Source organism: Streptomyces sp. NPDC058864 (assembly GCF_042742985.1).
GTDB lineage: Bacteria > Actinomycetota > Actinomycetes > Streptomycetales > Streptomycetaceae > Actinacidiphila.
This window is the reverse complement of sequence record NZ_JBHYMQ010000111.1, coordinates 1-17,546: the sequence shown is the minus strand read 5'-3', so window position 1 is coordinate 17,546 and position 17,546 is coordinate 1. Positions and strand designations below refer to the sequence as shown.

Annotated in this window: 14 protein-coding genes; 7 read left to right on the top strand and 7 right to left on the bottom strand. The window is 73.1% G+C overall.

Annotation, left to right across the window (positions count from 1 at the left end):
• Positions 1-79: 79 nt before the first annotated feature.
• A complete protein-coding gene (locus tag ACFW3D_RS40250) occupies positions 80-3,802 on the bottom strand; it encodes a S8 family serine peptidase (RefSeq protein ID WP_500513265.1) in 3,723 nt (1,240 codons plus the stop codon).
• Positions 3,803-4,027: 225 nt separating this feature from the next.
• Here ACFW3D_RS40250 and ACFW3D_RS40245 point away from each other — a divergent pair, with 225 nt between their 5' ends.
• A complete protein-coding gene (locus ACFW3D_RS40245) occupies positions 4,028-4,525 on the top strand; it encodes a hypothetical protein (RefSeq protein WP_500513263.1) in 498 nt (165 codons plus the stop codon).
• 34 nt (positions 4,526-4,559) lie between these two features.
• Here the strand turns inward: ACFW3D_RS40245 and ACFW3D_RS40240 are convergent, their stop codons facing one another.
• Positions 4,560-5,498 carry a LysR family transcriptional regulator gene (locus ACFW3D_RS40240; protein ID WP_500513261.1) on the bottom strand — a complete coding sequence of 313 codons (939 nt, stop codon included), beginning with the start codon at positions 5,496-5,498 and terminating at the stop codon, positions 4,560-4,562.
• Between the two features lie 103 nt (positions 5,499-5,601).
• On the opposite strand from ACFW3D_RS40240, the gene ACFW3D_RS40235 reads away from it, so the two are divergent.
• The gene (locus ACFW3D_RS40235) at positions 5,602-6,387 is read left to right on the top strand and encodes an SDR family NAD(P)-dependent oxidoreductase (RefSeq protein WP_500513259.1); all 786 of its coding nucleotides are present in this window, start codon (positions 5,602-5,604) and stop codon (positions 6,385-6,387) included.
• 197 nt (positions 6,388-6,584) lie between these two features.
• On the opposite strand, the gene ACFW3D_RS40230 is transcribed toward ACFW3D_RS40235, so the two are convergent.
• Positions 6,585-7,703: an FAD-dependent oxidoreductase gene (locus ACFW3D_RS40230; RefSeq protein WP_500513257.1), complete on the bottom strand. Its 1,119-nt coding sequence runs from the start codon at positions 7,701-7,703 to the stop codon at positions 6,585-6,587.
• Positions 7,704-7,756: 53 nt separating this feature from the next.
• On the opposite strand from ACFW3D_RS40230, the gene ACFW3D_RS40225 reads away from it, so the two are divergent.
• A complete protein-coding gene (locus ACFW3D_RS40225) occupies positions 7,757-8,449 on the top strand; it encodes a TetR/AcrR family transcriptional regulator (RefSeq protein ID WP_500513255.1) in 693 nt (230 codons plus the stop codon).
• A 469-nt stretch (positions 8,450-8,918) separates the two neighbouring features.
• Complete coding sequence (locus tag ACFW3D_RS40220) at positions 8,919-9,092, top strand: hypothetical protein (protein WP_500513253.1); 174 nt, start codon at positions 8,919-8,921, stop codon at positions 9,090-9,092.
• A 58-nt stretch (positions 9,093-9,150) separates the two neighbouring features.
• On the opposite strand, the gene ACFW3D_RS40215 is transcribed toward ACFW3D_RS40220, so the two are convergent.
• On the bottom strand, positions 9,151-9,537 hold the full coding sequence (locus ACFW3D_RS40215) for a thioesterase family protein (protein ID WP_500513251.1): 387 nt from the start codon (positions 9,535-9,537) through the stop codon (positions 9,151-9,153).
• A gap of 142 nt (positions 9,538-9,679) precedes the next feature.
• Here ACFW3D_RS40215 and ACFW3D_RS40210 point away from each other — a divergent pair, with 142 nt between their 5' ends.
• Complete coding sequence (locus tag ACFW3D_RS40210) at positions 9,680-10,072, top strand: DUF488 domain-containing protein (protein WP_500513249.1); 393 nt, start codon at positions 9,680-9,682, stop codon at positions 10,070-10,072.
• A gap of 28 nt (positions 10,073-10,100) precedes the next feature.
• Here ACFW3D_RS40210 and ACFW3D_RS40205 read toward each other — a convergent pair whose 3' ends face one another.
• The 3 genes from ACFW3D_RS40205 to ACFW3D_RS40195 all read right to left on the bottom strand — a co-directional run bounded on the left by ACFW3D_RS40205 (position 10,101) and on the right by ACFW3D_RS40195 (position 14,601).
• Positions 10,101-12,509, bottom strand: a complete 2,409-nt coding sequence (locus ACFW3D_RS40205) for a SpoIIE family protein phosphatase (RefSeq protein WP_500513247.1) — start codon at positions 12,507-12,509, stop codon at positions 10,101-10,103.
• A 195-nt stretch (positions 12,510-12,704) separates the two neighbouring features.
• Positions 12,705-13,601, bottom strand: a complete 897-nt coding sequence (gene murQ / locus ACFW3D_RS40200) for an N-acetylmuramic acid 6-phosphate etherase (RefSeq protein WP_500513245.1) — start codon at positions 13,599-13,601, stop codon at positions 12,705-12,707.
• A 49-nt stretch (positions 13,602-13,650) separates the two neighbouring features.
• A complete protein-coding gene (locus ACFW3D_RS40195; protein WP_500513243.1) occupies positions 13,651-14,601 on the bottom strand; it encodes a MurR/RpiR family transcriptional regulator in 951 nt (316 codons plus the stop codon).
• A gap of 205 nt (positions 14,602-14,806) precedes the next feature.
• On the opposite strand from ACFW3D_RS40195, the gene ACFW3D_RS40190 reads away from it, so the two are divergent.
• On the top strand, positions 14,807-15,802 hold the full coding sequence (locus tag ACFW3D_RS40190) for an N-acetylglucosamine kinase (RefSeq protein WP_500513241.1): 996 nt from the start codon (positions 14,807-14,809) through the stop codon (positions 15,800-15,802).
• A gap of 8 nt (positions 15,803-15,810) precedes the next feature.
• Complete coding sequence (locus ACFW3D_RS40185) at positions 15,811-17,394, top strand: sodium:solute symporter (RefSeq protein WP_500513239.1); 1,584 nt, start codon at positions 15,811-15,813, stop codon at positions 17,392-17,394.
• Positions 17,395-17,546: the final 152 nt, after the last annotated feature.

Below are 17,546 nucleotides of genomic sequence, written 5' to 3'. Positions count from 1 at the left end.
GGGGCAGGTTGCTCGCCGCTACCGGGGGGTGGGGGGGCGTGTGGGTGGGGTGCCCGCCCACCGGGTGGTTCGCCGGGGGTCAGCGCAGGCCGAACGCCCGGGTGATCGTCTGCGAGACGGTGTTGCCCTCGTCGTCCCGCGCGGTGACCCGCAGCGTGGCGAAGCCCGCGGACTTCGGGGCACGCAGGGCCGTGCGCCAGCCGTCACCGCTGCGGTCCAGGCCGGCCCGCTGCCAGGTCTTCCCGTCGTCGTAGGAGACCTCGAGCGAGGGCTTCCCGATGGCGGCGGTCGTACCGGGCAGGTGCGAGGCGGTCACCGTCAGCTTGGCGTGCCGGTCCGCCCGGCCCCCCTTGTCGGTGTCCACCCCGTAGTCGAGCTGGATCAGCGGCAGGGACACCGCCGACTCGCTGCCGGTGGCCGCGGAGGTGAAGTTCCACTCGGTCAGGGTGTGCGTCGAGTACGGGTGGGTCCAGTCCGCCCGGTCGTTGTCGACGACCAGCCGGTAGGGCAGCCGCTCGGGGGCGAGCCCGGTGATCGGCAGGTACTCGGCGTTGCCCCAGTTGAGCTGCCGGTCGCCCTGGTAGAGCGACATCCAGTCCTTGACGTCGTAGTTGCCGTAGGCCTCGCCGACGTGGCCGGAGCCGGAGTCGCCCCAGCCGGGTGCGGGGATGTAGACGCCGTCGAGGTAGCGGACCGGCTGGTAGCCGATGGGACCCATCCGGGGGCGCTGGATCGGCCCGAACCAGCTGACCTCGGCCGTCCTCCCGGCCGGGTAGCGCAGGACGTCCATCGCGTGCTGCCCCGTCTCGCCCGCGATGAAGGCGTCGTCCAGCCAACTGGCGTCGGCGGTGACCCAGTCGGTCCGGTCGCCCTGGGCGGGAGCCGTGAGCTGGTTGCCGACCACCCAGCCCTGCCAGACGTCGGGGCGGAACTCCATCGCCTTGCCCTGACGGTGGTTGCGGAACGAGACGTCCACCTTGCCCAGGTCGCGCTGTGAGACGCGCCAGGTCGGGTCCGCCGGGACGGCACCGGTCCAGTGGTGCACCACGTCGTAGAGGTAGTCGGTCGTGGGGTTCGAGGTGACCTTCAGCCTCACCGTGCCGTGCCCGAGCGCTCCGATGAGGTCGGCGCCCTGGTCGGCGTTGAGGGTCGCCACCGTCAGCGGCGCCGGGCTCTCCGGGCTCCAGGGGCCCTCGTCCCAGGGCTGGAGCCGGCCGATGCCGTCATTGACGACGACGAGCACCTGCGCGCCCGCCTTCGCGGCGGCCTCCGCCTGCGCCTGGATTCCGTCCGGGTTGTCGCCGTGGACCACCACGGCCTTGCCGCGCACGTTCGTGCGGGCCAGCTCCGCGGCCGTGCCCGCACCGGCGTAGACGGCCGTGAGCGTCCGCGTGCCCGCGGGCAGCGGCTTGGAGCCGCGCTTGACCAGCGGGTCGGCGTAGCTCTTTGTCGCCGTGCCCATGGTCAGCGCAGGCTGCTCCAGCCGGAAGCGGGCACCGAACTCGAACTCGCCGTCGGTGACCTTCTTGCCGGTCGGGAGCGCCCAGATGCTGTCGTAGGTCTCGTTGGGCAGCATGGACGACTCGACCAGGCTGTTGCCGAAGGACCGGTGGACGTCCAGGCGCGGCGCGACGGGGGTGGTCTGCTGCGGGGCACGCGCCAGGATCTGACGCATCTTGCGGCCGTCGAGGGTGACGGACCGGTCCTCGTCCAGCCGCACGTCGTTGAAGGCGAGCAGCGCCATGCCGAGCGAGTGCGGGCCGTTGGCGCCCTGCACGTCCGCGGTGAGCCAGCCGCTGTAGGTGCCGACGGGCAGCCGCGCCGTGCCGGTGCCGGACTCGTCGAGGTCGATCGTCGTGAAGAGGCCCTCGGCGGTGAGCATGACGCGGCCGGCCATCGGCTTGCCCGAGCGGTCCTTGGCGGTGATGGTCAGGGTCTGCCGGCGGCCCTCCTTGGCGGCGCCGATCAGGGTCTTGGCCCGGACCGTTCCGGTGCCGTCCGTGCCGGTGATCATGCCGCTGACCGACTGGTCGAGCGGCAGCCGGTCCAGGTCCGCGGTCAGGGAGACCGAGGCCGTGCCGTGCGCCGGGACGGTGACCTTGTCCTCGGAGAGCGTGAACAGCCCTGCCGGGGCCTTCGAGTCGATGGCCAGGTCCAGGCCGACCGCCGCGTCGCCGGTGTTGGTGTACGTCACCTTCCGGACGTCGGTCTCCCCCGGCGTCTGCGGCCAGGCGTGGAAACCGGAGAAGGCGCTGACGGTCGCGAAGACCGAGGTGTGCACGGCCGCCGGCGCGTCCAGCCGCCCGGCGCCCGCCTCGTACGGGGAGTACGAGGGGGTCGCCTTGGAGCTGCTGACCAGCGCCTCCTTCAACTGCGGGCCGGTCCAGTCCGGGTGGGCGGCGGCCAGCAGCGCGGCGGCGCCGGCGACGTGAGGGGTCGCCATCGAGGTGCCGCTCATGGTGGTGTAGTAGCCCGAGCCCCGCTTGTAGTGGGAGCGGGCCGCCAGGATGTCGACGCCGGGCGCGGTGATCTCGGGCTTCAGCCCGGCGTCGCCGTCACGCGGACCGGTGCTGGAGAAGTCGGCGAGCCGGTCCGCGGAGTCCACGGCACCGACGGTCAGCGCGGAGTCCGCGGCACCGGGGCTGCCGATGGTGTGCGGACCGCTGTTGCCCGCCGCGATGACGAACAGCGCGCCGGTCTCGCTGCTGAGCCGGTCGACCGCCTGGCTCATGGGGTCGGTGTGGTCGCCGCCGCCGCCCAGGCTCATGCTGATGATCCTGGCCTTCTGGTCCCGGGCGGCCCATTCCATGCCCGCGATGATCCAGGACTCCTGGCCGCTGCCCTCACTGTTGAGCACCTTGCCGACGTCCAGGCGGACACCGGGGGCGACGCCCCGCTCCTTGCCGTCCGACGCGCTGCCGGTGCCCGCGATCGTCGAGGCGACGTGGGTGCCGTGCCCCTGGTAGTCGAGGGTGTCCGGCTCGTCCGGGATGAAGCTGGCGCTGGTGTCGATCCGGTCGGCGAGGTCGGGGTGCTCGGCGTCGACTCCGGTGTCGAGCACCGCGACCTTGACGCCCTCGCCGGTGTTGCCCTCCGCCCAGACCTTGTCCGCGCCGATCTGCGCGGTCGAGTCGGCCAGGTCGGCCTTCACCTTGCCGTCGAGCCAGACCTTGGCGACACCGCCCGCGAACGCCGGCTTCGCCGACCGGGCCGCCGCACCGGCGCCCCCGGTCAGCGCCGACCAGAACGCCGGGGCCTGCTTGCGGTTCTGCGCGAGGGCCGCGCCCTGGATGCTGTCCAGCCGGCGGACACCACCGGTCGAACCCGCCATCTTCGGCAGGGTGCGGGACTTGGCCGCGGCGTCGGTGTAGCGCACGATGAGCGGCAGCCCGGAGGAGTGGGCGTCGTCGTAGCCGTCGGCGATCAGCTGCGTCACGTTGAACAGCTGCTTGTCGAGCTTGCCGGCGCTGACGTAGGGCAGGACGGCGTCGGGGTAGACGTAGGTGGCCCCGTCGACGACCGCCCGGTGGAAACCGGTGGTGGTGCCGTCGGCGCCCTCGAAGGACCGGATGACGGTCCCGTCGGGGGCGGTGCCGATCGTCACCTTGTCGCCGGTGATGAGGGTGACGGTGTGCGTGCCGCCGGTGCCGGGCGACCGTTGTGCGGCGCCGTCGGCGGGCCCGCGACCGGCGTGGTCCGCGGATACGGCGGCCGTGGCCGGTATGACCCCGAGTGCCAGGGCGGCGACCACGCCGAGCGCGATCGCCCCGGGCCTGGGCCGGGGTATGTGAACCGTGGGCAAGGAAACTCCTCAAGCCATGTGAAGCGTGGACGGCCATTGATCTTCGAGGTGGCCATGTCCCCGCTCAAGGGCCTCGAGGCGTCGCTCTTGTGCCATGGCACAGTTGTGTCATCGCGGGGCCGCCCGAACGCCCTCGTGTGACGACAAGACCCGCTATGACCGGGAGTTCGCGCACATGGCGAATCGAGGGTGCGCCGGGGAGGCGTCGGCGGGCAGCATGGTGCGGTGCCGGATCTGCTGTGGGACGACGTCCACGACTTCTTCGACCCCGACCTGATGGGGGCCCTTCCGGACGTGTGCGTGCCCGGCACCACCGCCGACGACTGGCAGTCGGTGTTCGATCTCGCCCGGTCGCGCGGATGGGCGTGGACGTACGAGGCGGGAGGCGTCGCCGGGCCCCTGCCCCGGGCCGTGGAGGTACTGGCACGTCAGGAGGGCGCGGAGACCGCGACGTTGCGCGTCTCACCGGTTCCGGGCGTGTCGGCGATCTTCCGGGTGCTCTCGGCCGACGAGATCGACTTCGACGTCGACCTGCGCGAGTTGCAGGGCCAGAGCGGCGTGGACGTCCTGTGCGCCTTCCTGCGTGCCATCGGCCGCCGGCTCGGCAAGCCGGTGCTGATGTCGCCCGAGGGCGACCACGGCAACCCCGTGCTCGGGTTCGACCCCACGGTCGGCCGCGTGGTGCTCATGGCGGATCCGCTTCCCGACCGGGTGCTGACATGACGTCAAGCAATGTGCCGGACACGGACGTCGGGCTTCACCAGTCGCGGGCCGCCGCGAGCAGACGTTCGCGCACGGCGGTGACCGGCGCGCGGTCGGGCGCGCCCGACCGCGCGACCAGGAAGCCGGTGTTGATCGGTGGATCCTCCGGTGTCAGCAACTCCACCAGCGCGCCGGACGCAAGCTCCGCCTCGCACAGGTAACGCGGGAGCACCGTCGCGCCCGCGCCCGCGACGACGGCGGCGAGCACCCCGCGCAGGTCCGGCACGACGACGCCGGGCCGGGCGCTGAGACGGGTACGGAAGACGTGGCGCCAGTAGCGGCGCAGGATCGGCAGGTCCTCGGCGTACGCCACCAGCGGGACCGCGCTGAGCGGGCTCGGGTCGTCGCAGGTGAGCGGGCCGATCCCGGCTGCCCATCCCGGCGCCGTCACCAGCACGAACTCCTCGTCCATCAGCGGGACCGCGGCCAGGGAACGGCCGCGCGGCCGCACCGCCGACAGGACGAGGTCGAAGCGGCCGCCGTGCAGACCTTCGAGCAGGTCCTCGGCGAGGCCGGTGGTGACGCGCAGCAGCACGCCGCGGGCCGCAAGCGGCGCGAGGACGGGCAGCGCCCTGACCGACAGCATCTCCGCGGGCCCCGCCAGGTGCACCGGTTCCGGGGGCGCCTCGGGGCCCGGCCGGCCGCGGCCGGCGACCTCGGCCAGCGCGTCCAGCGGGCCCGCGATCCGCCCGGCCAGTTCGTCGGCCACGGAGGTGGCGGCCACACCGCGCGGCAGCCGTTCGAAGAGCTGCCGGTCGAGCTGCCGCTCCAGGGCACGCACCTGCGCGGTCACGGTGGGCTGCGAGATGCGCAACGTCCGGGCGGCCGTGGTCAGTGAACGGGCCCGGTACACGGCGAGGAACGTACGCAGCAGCGCCAGATCCAGCGGGGCGCCGGTACCGGCGGAGTTCCCATCGGCATTCTGATGAGCCATGTCGGGCATCCTATTGGTTGGCTGATGGGTGTGCGATCTAGGGTCGGGACGTTCCACCGCCGGTCCACCCGGCGTTTCGCTCCACCCGAAAGGTGAACGACACATGGCCACGATCCTCATCACCGGCGCGTCCGACGGGCTCGGCCGCGCCCTCGCGGAGGACCTCGCCGCCACCGGGGGCCACACCCTGCTGCTGCACGGCCGCGACCCCGAGCGCCTCGCCGAGGTCGCCGCGGCCACCGGCGGGGAACCCCACCGGGCCGACCTCTCCTCCCTCGCCGAGGTCCGGCGCCTGGCGGCCGCCGTCGCCGCCCGGCACGACCGGCTGGACGTGCTCGTCAACAACGCCGGCGTCGGCTTCCACGCGGAGGGCACCCGGCGCGAGACGTCCGCCGACGGACACGAACTGCGCCTCGCCGTCAACTACCTGGCACCGGTGGTCCTGACCCGGGAACTCCTCCCGCTGCTCCACCGCGCGGCGGCTTCCCGGATCGTCAACGTCGCCTCCATCGGCCAGCAGCCGCTCGACCTCGACGACCCCGAACTCACCCGCGGATACACCGACGTAGCCGCCTACTGCCGCTCCAAGCTGGCCCTCATCTGCCACAGCCTCGACCTCGCCGACGAACTCTCCGGCACCGGCATCACCGTCAACGCCGTCCACCCGGCGACCTTCATGCCCACCGCCATGTCCCGGCGTTCGGGGATGGACGTGGTCGACTCCCTGGAGCAGGGCGTCGTGGCCACCCGGCGCCTGGTCGACGCGCCCGCGCTCGCGGGTGTCACCGGGCGGTACTTCGAGGGCGAGAAGGAGGCCCGGGCGATCGCCGAGGCCCACGACGCGGAGTACCGCCGCCGGCTCGCCGAGGTGACCGCGTCACTGCTCTGACCCGGTGGAGCCGTTGCCGACCCCGCCCCCATGCGCCGGCGGGCCGGCTTGGTGGCGCGGCCGGGCCCGCCTTCCGTCGATGTGCGGGAAGCGCCGGTCCGAACAGCTCGCCACGGCTTCACGGAACGGTACGGCACCGCCGTGGTCCCTTCCGGCAAACCGGCGTCAGGCGAACGTACGGACTCTCCGCCGGGCAGTCAGGACGGCTGGACTTGGTCGAAGAGGGCGAGGGCCGCGGTGGGGTCCGGGCTCACCAGGCGTTCGAGGCCGGCCGTCGTGATCTTCGCCCATCGGCCGGCCCGAGCCCACATCCGTTCCTCGAAGGCGCGGACGGCGTCGTCCGGATCTCCGGTGCCGGTGGCGATGGACTCGGCGAGTTCGGCGCCCTCCAGCATCGCGAGGTTCGCGCCCGCCCCCAGCGGGGGCATCAGATGGGCGGCGTCGCCCAGGAGCGTCACACCGGGGACGTGGGTCCAGGTGTGGGACACGGGCAGGACGTAGAGCGGGCGGTGGGCGAAGGCGGCGCCGTGGTGGAGGAGGTCGAGGACGGGAGCGGCCCAGCCGTCGAACAGGGCCAGCAGACTCGATCGCACGGCCTCGGCGTCGGCCAGGTCCAGGTTCGCGTGCCAGTCCAGCGGCGCGCGGAACTGGGCGTACACCTTGACATGGCCGCCGCTGTTGCGCTGGGCGACGAGCTTCCGGTTCACGCCGTACACGGCCACGGAGCCGTCGCCGATCATCCGGGCGAGGTCGGGGTGGCGGGTGTCGACGTCGTCCAGCGAGGTCTCGACCGTGGTGACCCCGGTGTAGTGCGGCGTCACCGGCGAGACTGCCGGGCGGGTCCGGGACCAGGCGCCGTCCGCGCCGACCACGAGGTCGAACGTCTCCTGCCGCCCGTCCGCGAAGTGGACGAGTACGCCGTCCCGGGTCCCCGGCACCACCTGTGTCACGCCCCGGCCCCACTGGACGTCGAGAGGGCCGAGCAGCAGGTCGCGGAGGTGCCGGCGGTCGATCTCGGGATTGGCCCGGTCGTCCGGGCGGGGGCGCCAGTCGCGCAGAACGGTCCCGTCCGTGTCCAGGATGCGCATGGCCTGACCCTCCGGGCGGGACAGCGCCTGGAACTCCGCCAGCAGCCCCGCCTTGTCCAGCGCGAGCTGGCCCAGCCCTTCGTGCAGGTCCAGCGTGCCGCCCGGAGGGCGGGCGTCGGGGCCGGGATCGCGTTCGAGGACGGTGACGGGGTGGTCAAGGCGCTGCAGGACAAGGGCGAAGGTGAGGCCGCCAGGGCCACTGCCGACCACGGCGATGCGATGTCTCATGTCGATACACTGTATTTTCTCAGTACGGTGCATCGCAACCGTACGATGGGCGCATGACTGTCTGGGACCGGCCGGAGCCGCCGACTCGCCCCGTGCCTCTCGACCGGGAGCGGATCGTCGCCGCCGCCGTCGCGCTGGCCGACGAGGGCGGGCTGGAAGCGGTGTCGGTGCGCAAGGTCGCCGCCCGGCTGAACGCCGGCCCCATGCGGCTGTATGGATTCATCTCCACCAAGGAGGAGCTGTTCGACCTCATGGTGGACGAGGTCCAGGGTGAGATCCTCCCCGAGGAACATCCGGGCGACTGGCGGGAGGCGCTACGCGCCCTCGCCCACCGCACCAGGCAGGCCGCCCTCCGCCATGAATGGCTGGCCGACCTGCTCGGCGGCCGCCCGTCCCTGGGCCCGAACGGCCTCGCCTTGACCGAGGCCACGCTGACCAGCCTCGACGGCCTCGCCGACATCGACACCGTCATGCGGGCCGTGGAGACGGTCAGCGCCTACTGGACCGGCGCGATCAGGCGCGAGGTCGCGAACCTGCGGGCGGAGCGCGCCACGGGGCTGTCCAAGAGCGACTGGCAGCGCGCTCACGGCCCGCGTGTGACCAGGATGCTGGCCACGGGCCGCTTCCCGTCGCTGGCCAAGGCCGTGCACGACGGCACGGACGTGGACGCCGAGACATCCTTCGCGACCGGCCTGGAATGGGTCCTCGACGCCGTGGCCGCCAAACTCACCCGGCCACCGGCGTGACGCTCGGCTCCTGCCGTATGTGAGCGAGGTCGAGGCAGGTGTCCAGGGCCGTGCGGGCAGTCCGCCGGTCCCATTTCACGGCGGGTGAATGGGGCGGGTGAATGGCGGGTGCATCGGGCCACCGGCCGGCGCGGAACAGCGAGAGGTGCGGGTGGAACCTTGGCCGGAACGCGCAGTGACGCTTCGCGGCCCTCCGCTTGCTCGAGAACGAGGTCGCGGTCCCGCAGGGGTTCGACGGCGGCGGGGTATCTCCAGCCGTCAGGGGCCGCGCCGCGAAGCGGAGCGGGAAGAACGGCATGTCGCGCAGCCGTACTCGCTGAGCCTGCCGACGGCCGTGTCCCCCCGCACCAGCCCCCAGGTCATCGTGGCCCTCTTCGCGACGAGCGCCGCCGTCGAATCCTGACGGTGGAGCGGTTTCGACCTGCGTCCGACGGGCACGCGGCCGGTGAGAGGTCGTGGAGGTGCCGTGATGAGCGCCGGAGAGAAGACCAAGGCGAAGATGGAGCAGGTCGTCGGGAAGACCGTGCGGAAGGCGGCCCACGCGATGCACAAGGAGAAGCTCGCCGCGAAGGGCGCCGCCCTGGAGACGCGCGGGAAGATGCGGGGTGCCAAGGAGAGCACCAAGGACGTCTTCAAGCACTGACCCCGCGCCCCCGGGCGGCCCGGCCTTCCCGTCGTGTCGTTCGAGGGCGGCCCGGCGATCACCGCGCAGGAGTTCCCGGACCGCCTCCCGTGCTGAGCGCGGCGGCCAGGAAACGCTCCCGGTCGACGACGGCACGGTCGATCTCCCCGGTCGCGACGAGCCGGCCCGCGTCGTCCACGGCCCGTACGCGGAAGGTGAGCCGGTGGCCCACGGGGGAGGGCGGAGGGTCCGCGGAGACGTCGACCTTGCCGCCGACCGGTGTGGCGCGCACGTGCTCGACGCGCAGCGCCGTCCCTACCGTCGTCTGGCCGGCCGCGGTGAAGGGCGCCGCGGCGTGCACCGTCTCCGCCTCCATCCAGGCGATCAACTGCGGCGTGGACAGGACGGGTACGTCTCCGCTGCCCACCGTCGTCGCGGTGTCGGCCTCGGTCACTACGTGGCGCATGCCACCACGCTAGCGCGCCGTCCCGGGTCCGGGACGCCCGAGGCCCAGGCGGGCGGCGACCTTTCGGACGGGCCGCGCCGCCGGGCCGCCGATAGAGTGAAGATCGCGGGGATACGGCGACCACGGGAAGGCGGCGACGCCCATGGCCGGACGCTTCGGCTACCGGCGGATCTACGAGGACGCCTCGCCGAAGGAGGGCAAGCGCGTGCTCGTCGACCGGCTGTGGCCCCGGGGCATGAGCAAGGAGCGGGCCCACCTGGACGAGTGGCTCCGGGACGTCGCACCCTCGGCCGACCTGCGTCACTGGTACCACCACGACACCGAGCGCTTCCCCGAGTTCCGCGACCGGTACATCGCCGAACTGGAGGACGCCGATCACCGGCCGGCCGTCGAGCACCTGCGGGACCTCGCCGCCCACGACAAGGTCACCCTGCTCACCGCCACCAAGGACGTCGACCACAGCGAGGCGGCTGTGCTCGCCGGATGGCTGGACTCACCGCGGTCCGCGGGCGCGACGGAGTCCGCGGGCCGCTAGCCGGCGCCCGCCCGGGCGGACCGCGGGCTCAGCCGGCCCGGTCCAGTTGCTGCTCGGCCCAGATGATCTTCCCGCACTCCGTGGGACGGCTGCCCCAGCGGGAGGACAGCTGCGCCACCAGGAAGAGCCCGCGCCCGCCCTCGTCGAAGGTACGCGCCCGGCGCAGGTGGGGAGCGGCGTTGCTGCCGTCGGTGACCTCGCAGATCAGCGATCGGTCCCTGATGAGCCGCAGACGGATGGGGGCGCGTCCGTGCCGCAGGGCGTTGGTGACCAGCTCGCTGACGATGACCTCGGTGGCGAAGGCCCGGTCCTCCAGGCCCCAGGCGGCGAGCTGGGCGTTCGCCAGGTCGCGTACCTCGCCGACGGCGGCGGGATCGGCCGGTACGTCCCAGTGGGCGACGTCGGCCGCGTCCAGCACGCGGGGCCGGGCGACGAGGAGTGCGGCGTCGTCACTGCCGCCCTCGGGCAGCAGGGCGTCCATGACGTCCTCGCAGATCGCCGTGATCGAGGACGTGGTCGCGGCGAGGGCGGCCTGGAGCCTGGCGATCCCCTCGTCGAGGTCCTGCCGCCGCGACTTGACCAGCCCGTCGGTGAACAGGACGAGCATGCAGTCCTCGGGCAGGGTCGTCTCGACCGACTCGAAGGGGAGCCCGCCCAGCCCCAGCGGCGGTCCCTCCGGCAGCTCCACCCGGTGGCTCGTGCCGTCCGGCAGCACCAGCAGGGGTTCCACATGGGCGGCCCGTGCCATCCGGCACCGGCGCGTGACGGGGTCGTACACCGCGTAGAGGAGCGACGCCCCGACCTCCGGATCGGGGGCGTTGGCCTGTGTCTCCCGGTCCAGCCGGTTCACGATGTCGTCGAGGCCGGTGAGCAGTTCCTCGGGTGGGAGGTCGACGTCCGCGAGGGTGCGCACCACCGAGCGCAGCCGGCCCATCGTCGCGGCCGCCCGCACCCCGTGCCCCACGACGTCGCCCATGACCAGGGCGACCCGCGCGCCGGACAGCGGGATCACGTCGAACCAGTCGCCGCCCACCCCCGCGGCGAGGTCCGCGGGCCGGTAGCCGTAGGCGGCGTCGACCGCGTTCTGGGCGGGCGGCTCCCTGGGCAGCAGGCTCTGCTGCAGCGTCAGCGCCGTACTGTGCTCGCGCTGGTAGTTGCGGGCGTTGTCGATCGAGATGGCGGTCGTGGCGGCGAGTTCGTCGGCGAGCAGCAGATCGTCGGTGTCGAACGGCGTTCCGCGGCGCAGGAACGTCACCACCCCGAGGGTGCTGCCCCGGGCGGTCAGCGGGGCGCAGATGGCTCCACCGCGCGCGTCCCGGTCGAAGCCGCCCTCGCGTTCGGCCCAGATCGCGGCCTCGTGGGGCAGATCGACCCGTACGGCCCTGCGCTCGGACAGGGCGCGCCCGGGCAGGGAGCGCCGGTCGACGACGTGCCAGGAGGGCGTGCCCGGAGTGCCGTGGAGGTGGTCCGACCGGGGGAGGGGCCACTCGCGGCCGCTGGCGGCCGCGAGCCGGACCTCGACCGGGTCGCGGGAGGTCGCGGAGCCGGCGCCGATTGCCTGGGGCAGCAGATGCACCATGGCGACGTCGGCGAGGTCGGGCACCGCGAGGTCCGTGAGCTCCTGGGCCGTGCTGCCGACGTCGAGGGAGAGCCCGATGCTCCGGCGGGCGTCGTTGAGCAGGATCAGGCGCCGGCGGGCCCAGAATTCCGCGGAGTTGTCCCGTGCCATGGAGCAGAGCGCCACCACGGTGCCGTCCTCGTCCCGGAGGGGGTCGACGTGGATCGCCCATTCGTGGGGACGCTTCTCGGCGGGCACCTGCTCGTGCGTGACGACGTACTGCGTCGTGCCGGTGTCGCGGGCGCGGCGGAGCGCTTCCTCGACGGCGTAGTGCTGGCTGTCGGGGGTGAGGATCTCCGTGAGCCGGCGTCCCCGCATCCGGTCGACCTCGGCGTTGAACAGCCGGACCGTGCGCTCGTTGGCCCACAGGAGGTGCAGGCCGGGGGACCACAGGACGACGGCGGCGGAGGACTGGGACCAAGCCCGCTCCAGCAGGCCGACGATGCCGCCGCCCGTGCCGCCCCCGTCCTCGTCCGCCGCCGGATCGGCCGGCCCGCTGACGAACCACACGGTGGACCTGCCGTCCGCGGACGCCGGCCGGATCAGCACGTCCGCCTCGACCCGGCGGCCCGCGCTGTCCCGGAGCACGGCCCGGTTCTCCCAGTGGCGGTCGGCCAGACCCGCCGCCAGGGCATGGCGCGCGTCCGCGTCGACGAGGTCCAGCGCGGGCCGGCCGATCACCTCGTCCCGGCGGTAGCCGAGGATGCTCTCGGCTCCCGCGCTCCAGCCGTCGACACGGCCGTCGGGGTCGACGGAGATGACCGCGCCCTGATGCGCCGCCGGGCCCCGGTGTGTGCCCCCCGATTCCGCTGCGTGCATGTCGGGATCGTCTCGTTCATGGACGAATGTGGGGCGGCTCGCCTCCTCAGGGGGAAACTGCCGCCGTGTGCGGCAGATTCCCCCGGTGACTGAGCCCTACACGGGTCGGCGCCGTTACCGGCGTTCCGGAAGTGGCGCCCGTCGCGTGAGCGGACGTGGCCCGTCGTGCCCGACGGCGCGCCACGGGGTTCGGGATCAGGCCTGGCCGGCGGCGGTGCGGGTGTCGCCGCGGGCCTGCTCGATGCGCCGGGCGGCCTCCTCGGCCCCGGTGCCGGTGAGCAGCATCACGATGGCGGTCTTGGCGTGGCCGCCCGCGGCGCTCAGGGCCTCGGCTGCGGTGTCGGGGTCGGCGCCGGTGGCCTGGACGACCATGCGCCGCGCGCGGTCGACCAGCTTGTTGTTGGTGGCGCGCACGTCGACCATGAGGTTCCCGTAGACCTTGCCGAGGCGGACCATCGACGCGGTGGAGAGCATGTTGCAGACCATCTTCTCGGCGGTGCCGCCCTTGAGCCGGGTGGAGCCGGTGAGGATCTCCGGGCCGGTGGGCACCTCGATCGGGATGTCCGCGTAGCGGCTGACGAGGGCGTCGCTGTTGCAGGCCACGGAGACGGTGACGGCGCCCCGCGTCGCGGCGTGCTTGAGGCCGCCGATGACGTAGGGGGTGCGGCCGCTGGCGGCGAGACCGACGACGGTGTCCCGCTCGCTGACGCCGATCTCGTCGAGGTCGGCGATCGCCCGCGCGGGCTCGTCCTCGGCACCCTCGACGGCCACGATGAAGGCGCCGGGGCCACCGGAGAGCAGGCCCACGACCTGCTCGGGCGCGGTGCCGAAGGTCGGCGGGCACTCGACGGCGTCGAGCAGGCCGATGCGCCCGCTGGTGCCGGCGCCGAGGTAGATGAGGCGGCCGCCGCGGCGCAGCGACTCGGTGATGGCCTCGACGGCGGTGCCGATGTCGGGAAGCGCCTCACGGACGGCGAGGGCGACGGTCTGGTCCTCGGCGTTCATCACGGTGAGGAGCTCGGAGACCGGCATGCGGTCCAGTTCGGCGGTCCGCTCGTTGCGGGTCTCGGTGCCGAGTGTGCTGAGGTCCACGGCGCGGTCGTCCTTTCGGTGGTGCTGGGGTGTGGTGCGGGGCCGGCGGTCAGTCTTCGGCCGGGGTGCGGCGCTGGGGCTGGGGGCGCCTGCGGCGTTGCACGGCCCCGTAGGTCTTCTGCAGCGCCGCGGTCGTCGCGTCGTAGGAGCGCTGGGCGACGCCGACGAACAGGCAGTCGATCACCGCGAGTTGGGCGATCCGGCTGACGGTGGCGCCGGACCGGAAGGGAGTCTCCCGGGCGCAGGTCGCGAGGACCATGTCGGCGCTGTCGGCGAGGGTGGAGCCCGGGACGTTGGTGAGGGCGATGGTGGTGGCGCCGCGTTCGGCGGCCGCCTGGAGCGGTTCGACGGTGTCCTCGGTCTCCCCGGAGTGGGAGATGGCGAGGGCCACGTCGCCGGGTCCGAGGAGGGCGGCGGCGGTCAGGGCCGCGTGGCGGTCGGTCCAGATGAAGGCCATGTGGCCGATGCGGTGCAGCTTCTGGTGCAGGTCCTGGCCGACGAAGGCGCTGGCGCCGATGCCGAAGATGTCCACGCGCCGGGCGCCCGCGACGGCGTCGACGGCCCGGCCGAGCGCCTCGACGTCCAGTCCGGCCCCGGAGTCCTCCAGGGCGCGGACCTCGTTGTAGACGATCTTGTGGACGATCTGTTCGAGGGTGTCGGTGGCGCTGATGTCGGTGCCCGGTGTCGGGCGCTCGCCGCCGAGGGCGTGCTCGCGGGCGGCGGCCGCGGCCAGCGCGAGCCGCAGCTGGGGGTAGTTGCCCAGCTTCATCGTCCGGCAGAAGCGCATGACCGTGGCGACCGAGGTGGTGGCCCGTTCGGCGAGGGTGCTGATGGACAGCTCCGCCGCCTGTGCCGGATCTGCCAGGACGGTTTCGGCCACCCGCCGCTCGGAGGGGGCCAGGCCGGGCAGGGCCGCGCGGACGCGGGCCAGGATGTCGCCGCCGGGGGCGGTCTCCTGGGCCGGTTGCGCGGAGGTGCGGGTCGGGTCCTGGGAGGTCATGGACGGGTTCCCTCCTGAGTGGGTGGCGTCAGCGTAACCACGCCCCGTCGGCTGCGTCAAAAATTTACGTGATGCATTTCGTGAAGTTACTTATTGACATACGGAGGTCTGCCTTCCGATACTCGCTGCACTGCGATCCGCGCCGGTCACCGCCGACCGTGACCACCCGAGGTGCCGGATCCCGTACGACACGAGGGCGTGCCGCATGACAGCAGCAGTGGCTGTGGACCTGGGGAAGACGGGCTGCCGTGCCGTGCTCATCGGCACGGACGGCACCGCCGGCCCCGTCCACGAGGTCCCGGGGGCGCCCGGGCTCGCTGCCGAAGGCGGTGTCGAGGCGGCGCGTGCCGCGGTGCGCGCCGCCGTCCTGCCGCTGATCCGGGAGCACGCCCCCGGCCGGCTCGCCGCCGTCTGCGTCGGCGCCGCCGGAGCGGCCGCGGCCCCCGAGGCGGCCCGCGCCCTGGCCGGGCTGCTGCTCGAGGACCTGCCCGCGGACGAGGTCGCCGTCACCAGCGACGCCGTCACCGCCCACGCGGGCGCCCTCGGCGGCCGTACGGGCGTGGTGCTGGCCATCGGCACCGGCTCGGTCGCCATCGGCATCGGCGAGGACGGCTCGTACGCCCGCGTCGACGGCTGGGGCCCCTGGCTCGGCGACGAGGGCAGTGGCGCGTGGATCGGGGTGACCGGCCTGCGGGCCGCCCTGCGCGCCCACGACGGCCGCGGCCAGGACACGGCGCTGCTGGCCGCCGCCATCCGGCGCTTCGGCGACCCGGACACGCTGCCCGCCGCGCTGGCCGCCGGCGGCAACCCCGCCCGTACCGCGGCCTCCTTCGCCCCGGACGTGGCCCACGAGGCCGCGGCCGGCGACCCCGTCGCCGGGGAGATCGTCCGGGACGCCGCCGGCGCACTGGGCGAGGCCGTGCTCGCGGCCGCCGCCCGCATCACCGGCGAGGTCCTGCCCGTCACCGTCACCGGCGGGCTGACCGGCCTCGGCGAACCGCTCATGGCGCCGCTGCGCGCGGCGCTCGAGGCCTCCCCGCGACCGCTGGACCCGCGACCCCCGCTCGGGGACCCGCTGGACGGCGCGCGCCTGCTGGCCCGGGACGCCACCGTGCCGCACGAACCCCACGTCGTCCGAGTCCGCCGGACGACGTCACCCACTGTCCCCACCACGCCGGTGATCCCGCCGGCTGTTGTTTAGGAGCGAGCGTGCGTCAACTCGACCTCGTCGTGATCGTCGTCTATCTGATCGCCATCGCCTGGATCGGACTGCGACTGGCCGGACGGCAGAAGACGGCGAAGGACTACTTCGTCGGCGAAGGGCACATGCCCTGGTGGACCGTCTCCTTTTCCGTGGTGGCCACCGAGACCAGCGTGCTGACCGTCATCAGCGTGCCCGGCGGCGCCTACAGCGGGCAGGGCTTCGGCAATGTCGAACTCGCCCTCGGCTATGTCATCGGCCGCGTGGTCGTCGCCACGGTGCTGATCCCCCTGTACAAGCGCGGCGGTTTCGTCAGCGCCTACCAGTACCTGGGCAGCAGATTCGGGTTGAAGCTGCAAGGACTGGCCTCCATCACCTTCGTCTTCACCCGGCTCCTCGCCGAGGGCGTCCGCCTGTTCGCCTCCGCGATCCCGATCAAGCTGCTGCTCGACGAGTTCGGCGTGCACGCGGGCTACCGCCTGATCATCATCGTCCTCACCGTGATCACCGTCGTCTACACCTACCTCGGCGGCATCAAGGCGGTCATCTGGACCGACGCCATCCAGATGGGCCTCTACCTCGGCGGCGCCATCCTCGCCATCGCCGTGCTCTCCGGCCACGTCGGCGGCAGCGGCTTCTCCGACGCCCTGCACTCGGGCCACTTCAAGCTGTTCGACACCAACTTCGACCTGGCGCACATCCTCACCAGCCCGTTCGCCCTGCCGACCGCGATCATCGGCGGCGCCATCTTCGCGATGGCCAGCCACGGTTCCGACCAGCTGATCGTCCAGCGCGTCCTGGCCACCCGCTCGCTGCGCGACGGCCAGAAGGCCATGATCGCCTCCGGTGTCTTCGTCACCCTCCAGTTCGCCGCCTTCTCGCTCGTCGGCGCGCTGCTGTGGTCGTACAACAAGGGCAAGAGCTTCTCCGAGCTGGGCCTGCACAGCTCCGACAACCTCTACCCGAACTTCATCCTGCACGGGCTGCCCGTGGTGATCTCCGGCCTGCTCGTGGCCGGCATCCTCGGCGCCGCGATGGGCTCCCTGTCCTCCGCGCTGAACTCCATGTCCAACTCGACCGTCGCCGACATCATCCACAGCTTCTTCCGCAGCACCCCGTCGGAGGAGTCGCTGCTCAAGCTCGCCCGGGTGATGACGCTGGTATGGGCCGTACTCATGGCGGTCTTCGCCTGCGCCTTCAGCACCAGCACCGGCAACGTCTACCTGACCGGCCTCACCATCGCGGGCTACACCTACGGCGCGCTGCTCGGCGCCTTCCTGCTCGGCCGGATCATCAGGCGCGCCAACGAGGTCGACGCGGTCGTGGCGTTCCTGGTCACGGTCGGCGTGATGACCTACATCGTCCGCTCGGTCAAGATCGACGTCACCGTGGCAGGCGCGACGGTGCCGACCGCCATCGCCGCCCAGTGGCTGGTCCCGATCGGCGTGTTGATCACCCTGGTGATCGGCGGTGTGATGAGCCTGTTCCACCAGACCCCCGAGGTCCGCGAGGTGCACGAGGCCGAACTGACCGACGGCGGACCGGAGTCCGGCTCCGGTCCGGGCCGCGTCGCGGCGGGCGCCGGCGCCTGATGAGGACTCCCGGGGTGGGGGGCGCCGGCGGGGGGGCCCCCCCCCCCGGCCCCCCCCCCCCCCCCCCCCCCCCCGGGGGGGGGGCCCCGATCACATCGGGGGGTGGGGCCGGTTTGGGGGCCCCCCGTAGGACCCCAAGGGGGGGGCCCCCC